The sequence below is a fragment of the Arthrobacter sp. ISL-69 genome (genome assembly GCF_018613775.1).
Lineage (GTDB): Bacteria > Actinomycetota > Actinomycetes > Actinomycetales > Micrococcaceae > Arthrobacter.
This window is the reverse complement of the sequence record NZ_JAGGPO010000058.1, coordinates 1-5,561: the sequence shown is the minus strand read 5'-3', so window position 1 is coordinate 5,561 and position 5,561 is coordinate 1. Positions and strand designations below refer to the sequence as shown.

General features: G+C 60.3%; 4 protein-coding genes and 1 pseudogene. 4 read left to right on the top strand and 1 reads right to left on the bottom strand.

From position 1 onward, the window contains the following. Nucleotides 1–222: 222 nt before the first annotated feature. Nucleotides 223–1,085 (bottom strand): annotated as a pseudogene (locus tag J7I79_RS25070) (integrase core domain-containing protein). Between the two features lie 370 nt (nucleotides 1,086–1,455). Between J7I79_RS25070 and J7I79_RS23690 the strand changes: the two are divergent. The 4 genes from J7I79_RS23690 to J7I79_RS24490 form a co-directional block, all read left to right on the top strand. Then, on the top strand, nucleotides 1,456–2,475 hold the full coding sequence (locus J7I79_RS23690) for a LacI family DNA-binding transcriptional regulator (RefSeq protein ID WP_214957666.1): 1,020 nt from the start codon (nucleotides 1,456–1,458) through the stop codon (nucleotides 2,473–2,475). Nucleotides 2,476–2,619: 144 nt separating this feature from the next. Continuing rightward, nucleotides 2,620–3,954, top strand: a complete 1,335-nt coding sequence (locus J7I79_RS23685) for an MFS transporter (protein WP_214957664.1) — start codon at nucleotides 2,620–2,622, stop codon at nucleotides 3,952–3,954. A 14-nt stretch (nucleotides 3,955–3,968) separates the two neighbouring features. After that, the gene (locus J7I79_RS23680) at nucleotides 3,969–5,225 is read left to right on the top strand and encodes an alpha-hydroxy acid oxidase (protein ID WP_214957662.1); all 1,257 of its coding nucleotides are present in this window, start codon (nucleotides 3,969–3,971) and stop codon (nucleotides 5,223–5,225) included. Nucleotides 5,226–5,383: 158 nt separating this feature from the next. Further along, on the top strand, nucleotides 5,384–5,561 hold a 178-nt coding region (locus J7I79_RS24490), incomplete at its 3' end, for a dihydroxyacetone kinase subunit DhaK (RefSeq protein WP_396020247.1).

The window sequence follows — 5,561 nt, the reverse complement described above, 5'->3', positions numbered from 1 at the left end:
TGGCCAGCAGCCAAGAAGCCCATTAATTCAGCAGTCTCCTAGAGCTGTCCGCTCCCCCGTCTTTCTGCATGTGCCCACATCCCGCAATCCGGGGGTCCCAGCTGTTGTCCCGAATATCCCCTCTCACAGGACTGATAAAGACACATTTCCTATTGGATGTCGAGACCTTGTTCCGCACCTGAGCACGCCAACCATTCCTGGCAACCTGAACCGTCCCGGGAATCATGCCGCCTGTTTGTTGGCGGCGTCGCCGGGTAGCGGGCCGGTTTCTAGATCATGATATGTCTGCTCGTACTCCTCTGGTGTCTTGTGATCCAGGGCTGAATGCAGTCGTTCGTTGTTGTACCAGTGGACCCACTCAAAGACGATATCCATCACGTCGATTTCGGTCTTCAACGGTCCGCTGCGGAACGGTGAATCCTTTGCGACGGCCTCGTTCTTGAACAGCCCCATCACGGTTTCCGCGGCAGCATTGTCATAAGCGTCACCCACACTCCCAATGGACGGCTGCAGGCTCTCCAACGCCAGCGTTTCCGTGTATCGGAGTGGTGGATCAGGCCCGCTGGCACGGGGCGGCCGCTGTGCTCCCGCCGCCACAGCGCCATCCGCAGGCAATGCTCGACGAATGCGGTGTCCTTGATCGTGGACGTCTCCCAGCGCATCTTCGATGGTGCGCAGGGCCGGCAGGCGTTTCTTCCATGCCCGGAAGGTTCGTGCGGCGACCTGCATGCCCTGCTCCCGCAGGACGGCACAGATCGACTCGACCTCATAACCAACAGCCCGCATTTTATCGATGAATCGACAGATCAGCGGCGGCGAGCGTCGATCTCCCCCGAGAAGAAAATCGAAGCCTATTTGAGGATCTCGTTGGACTCCTTCAAGTCCCGTACCTCAGCCCGAAGCCGCTTGATTTCCTCCAACTCGTCACTGCTCGGACCGGTCTTCTCACCGGCATCTACCTGGGCCTGGACAACCCAGGGGCGCAGCGATTCAGGGCCGACTCCGAGCTTTAGCGCCAGTGCCTTGCAGGCAGCATAAACAGAGGGGTATTCGGATAACCGATCCATGGTGGCTATGTCAACCATTCTTGGCCCCGGTAGGGCGGGTATCTCTGGCCCCACCTCGTGGACCTGGCCCGTGAGTGTGAGGAGAAGCTAGGCACATGCACCCTCGGGCGTCCCAGTTCCTTGTGTTTTGGGACGCTGTTTCTGAACTGCTCGAACCCGACTGACGTCGACACACCAGTCGGCCAAGTCCTGGTCAATGAAGGCAAGAACACGGAGCACGTCACTGAACCGGCGCCTGTACGTTGAATTCCAGCAACTGCTCGCCGCGGGCAACACAGTAGAGTTGTTCCAAACTCCGTAGCCCATCCGCCCGCGTTAGTGGTGGAACGGTGCGGGGCGGCATCGCGACTTGTGCTCGTCATCCGGGGCTTGCAGTAGCCGTAACCATATGAGCCAGAGGGAACTTGGATTGGTAACAAGCAAGGACATTGCAAAACTGGCAGGTGTCTCGCAGAGCACCGTGTCGCGCGTCCTGAACGGAAGCACGCTGGTTACGCCCGAAACGCGGGAGCGCGTTTTGAGCTTCATGGGAAGTTACTCTCCCAATGCCAATGCCCGCGCCATGCGCACCAACAGGACGCAGACGATTGGTGTCGTTGTATCGGAGATCACGAACCCGTTCTACCCGGAGCTTCTGGAAGCAATCTATAGAGCCTGCGATGCCCGTGGCCTCACGGTGACGCTATGGAACGAGCACGATCCGGCAGCGCCGGCAGCGGTCTCCGGCGTGCGTCGTGGACTCGTGGACGGAATCTGTTTCGTTTCGGCAACTTCCGATGCTTCGGCTGTTCACCAGCTGGCGGAGCAGGGGTTCCCCACGGTGCTCATCAACCGGGGCATGGCCGAAGTAGCTTGTGACCAAGTTACCTCCGACAATTATGGAGCCGGTCGCCTGGCTGCCGAGTACCTCGTCAACAATGGCGTCACGCGGATCGGCATGGTTTCCGGCCTCGACACCGCTCTGGCTGTCGTCGAGCGACGGCATGGATTCCTCGACGTCCTGCACGAGCACGGCATTAACGTCCGCGCTGACTGGACGGTCAGCGGTCCGCTCTCATTTGAAACGGGTTACTCAGCGGCCAACATCATCGCCTCAGGGCACGAGCGGCCCGAGGCCATCTTTTGCGGCAACGACCTGCTGGGATTCGGTGTGGCCAGCTCCCTGCAGCATATGCGAGTCGGCATACCGTCAGACATGTGGGTGATGGGCGTGGATGATCTACCGATGGCTTCCTGGGAAGCATTCAACCTCACCTCCATCCGGCAATCGGTGAATGACATGGCCACCATCGGCCTCGAAATGCTGACCGAACGCATAGACGGCCTCGAGACGGAACCTCGAAAGATACACCTGCCTACGCACCTGGTGATCCGAAACTCCACCGCCCACCGGCCCCTCCAGCCATAAATCCAAAGCGTGAACCCCGTCACAAAAAATTAAATGACTACGAATTCAAGAAACCGGTTGACCGATTGGCGTAGCGACCCTACTCTGGTTTAACCGGTCATCTCTGAACTCCGGAACCTCCCCCTCCTCCAACAAGGGACGATGATGTCTTCTAATGACTACGTAACCAAACCGCTGGATTCTGATGCTTCCGGCAAGACCGCGAAGCCTAAAACGAATGTCCGCTGGCGCATGTTTGTTGTTCTGCTGCTAGTAGGAACCCTCAGCTACATCGACCGCATTTCGCTGTCTATCGGGATGCCCCTGATATCGAAGGAATTCTCCCTCAGCCCCGAGATACAGGGCGTTCTGCTCAGCTGCTTCTTCTGGACCTATGCCGCATTTCAAGTGCCGGCCGGGATGATGGCCGACCGCAAAGGCCCGCGCTGGCTCCTGACGATCGCCGTTTCGCTCTGGTCCGTTTTCCAGCTCTTCACCGGGCTCGCGGCCAACCTGGTCATGATGATCGCCGCGCGCATGGGCCTGGGAGCAGCCGAAGCCGCCCAGTATCCAAGCGGCGGCAAGCTCTCCGCCTTATGGCTGCCGGAGAAGGACCGCGCCCGCGGCGCCGTCCTCATGGACTCCTCTTCAACGCTCGGCGCAGCGGTGGGTAGCCTGATCGTTGCCGGTCTCATCACCCTGCTCGGTGGCTGGCGCGAGTCATTCATCGCTGTAGCGATCGTCACCGCGGCTGCAGGCTTTGTCGTCCACAAGTACATCCGCGACACTCCCCGTGAGCACCCCAAAGCCGACGAAACCGAAGTCGCCTACATTGAAGCAGCGCACGCCGAAGAGGACGCCAAAGACGGTGCGCTGACCACAAGCAAACGTTCCAGCATCGGATTCCTGCGCTTCAAGACGTTCTGGTTCATGGGCATCGGCTTCCTCTCGGCCAACATGCTGTTCTACGGACTGCTCACTTTCGGCCCGCTCTATCTCTTCCAGGAGCGCGGTCTGGACATCAAAGGCCTCGCCGGGGCCTCCTTCGCCATCTACTTCGCCGGATTCGTCGGGGAAAACGTCGCAGGATGGATCGCACAAAAATGGCGGAGATCAGGCGCCCGCGCCAACCTCGTCATGCGGACCCTGCTCGGCATCTCAGCCCTGATCGCAACGGCAGCCATCTTCTGCGTCGCCTTCGTTCAGGACGCCACCGTTGCCATCATCCTCCTGGGCGTGACGCTCTTCTTCCTGCGCTTCCTCGGCCTCTACTGGTCCCTCCCCGGCACCCTGACCGTACGCTCCCGCGCAGGTGTCCTTGGCGGCATGATGAACCTCTTTTCGAACGTGGGCGGCATCGCCATCCCGATCGTCATCGGCCTCATCGTCGGCGCCACCGGCTCATACTTCATCGGCCTCATGGTCTTCGCCGGCTGCGGCCTCTCCTACCTGATCTGCAGCCTGTGCATCAACTACGAAAAAAAGCTTCCCCTGGCGTGAATAGAAGGAACACAATGAGCAACACAATGCAAGGGATCATCGAATTCGGCAAAATGCTGGCCGCACCTTCCGGCCCTCGAGGGATCCAGGCAGTCCCAAGCAACGCCGACATGCGGCTGCTGGCCAAACGTAAAGTCCCCAAAATGATATTCGACTTCATTGACGGGGGCGGCGGAGACGAAATCACCTTGCGGGCCAACGAAAAGGACCTGCAGGATGTCATCCTCCTGCCCCGCTCCCTGGTCGATGTCCGGCTCCAGGACACCACGGCCACTTTCGCCGGCGACAACTTCGGCCTGCCCGTCATCATGGGTCCTGCCGGACTGGTACGGGTTGCCGGGAGCGGCGGAGAACTCTCCGCCGTCCGCGCAGCCGGCAAGAAGGGCGTCCCGTACGTCATCAGTACGTCCTCAGCCTTCTCCATCGAGGAAATAGCCGCCGAAGCCACTGGCCCGTTGTGGTTCCAGCTTTACCTGTGGCGAAGCAAGGAACTCGTCAAGAACCTCATCGACCGGGCCAAGGAAGCAGGCTGCACCGCTCTTGTCCTCACAGTGGATGTACCCCTGAACGCGAACCGAATCCGTGACCTTCGAAACGGCATGTCCATCCCGCCCAAGGTCACTCTCAGGAACGCCTACGAGGCTGCCCGGAGGCCGAAATGGCTGAAGGGCATCATGACCGGCCCGCCGATCGGGTTCCGGAACTTGCAAGGGATCGCTCAGGGGAGCAGCGCGCTCTCCCATAGCGAATTCATCAACAAGGAGCTGGCAAACCTTGGGGCCACGTGGGAGGACCTGGAATGGCTGCGCCGCCAGTGGGACGGGCCCATCTATGTCAAGGGAATACTCACAGCCGAAGATGCCATTCGGGCAAGGGAAGCCGGAGCAAACGGCGTCATCGTCAGCAACCACGGAGGACGTCAGCTGGACGGACTGCCCAGTTCAATCCGGGCGCTGCCCGCCATCGCCGAAGCAGTGGGCCGTGATCTGGAAATCTTCATGGACGGCGGTATCAGGACTGGGTCTGATGTTCTAAAGGCAAAGGCCCTTGGAGCCACCGCCGTCCTGATCGCCCGGCCATGGGTTTTCGGCGTCGCAGCAGCGGGCGAAGCCGGCGTAGAGCGCGTCATCAGCATTTTCGAACAGGAAATCCAGCAGTCACTGGCCCTCCTGGGCGCAGCACGGTTCGAAGACATTGACTCAGGATTTGCGAGTTTCCCCCAGTCCTGGGAACGCAACGCGATGACACCGGACCTCGCGCTGAACAGATAGAACTGCGGGCTGGGCGCGACGCCTGCCGCGCCCAGCCGCCGCTTCATGTCCAAAGTTGTGGGCATCCCTCCCAGCATCATCGTGCCATCTTCTGGCACTAAGTCCTTTCCCACGTCTTCATGACCCGTCTCCGCAAGATAACTCAGGAGCTCTTTTCCATGACCCGCCTGTTCAATGAACCAGCAGCTTTCGCTGACGAGATGATCGAAGGCTTCGTCGCCTCCCACGGCCGCTGGGTAAAGCGCGTCTCCGGCGGCGTTGTCCGCAACACCCAGAGCACCCCGGATACCGTGGCGCTGGTGATCGGCGGCGGATCCGGCCACTACCCGGCCTTCG

What these genes read in the sequence shown, in the direction of transcription:
- J7I79_RS23690 (WP_214957666.1), top strand. Translation starts at nt 1,456, where the DNA reads ATGAGCCAGAGGGAACTTGGATTGGTAACAAGCAAGGACATTGCAAAA.
- J7I79_RS23685 (WP_214957664.1), top strand. Translation starts at nt 2,620, where the DNA reads ATGTCTTCTAATGACTACGTAACCAAACCGCTGGATTCTGATGCTTCC.
- J7I79_RS23680 (WP_214957662.1), top strand. Translation starts at nt 3,969, where the DNA reads ATGAGCAACACAATGCAAGGGATCATCGAATTCGGCAAAATGCTGGCC.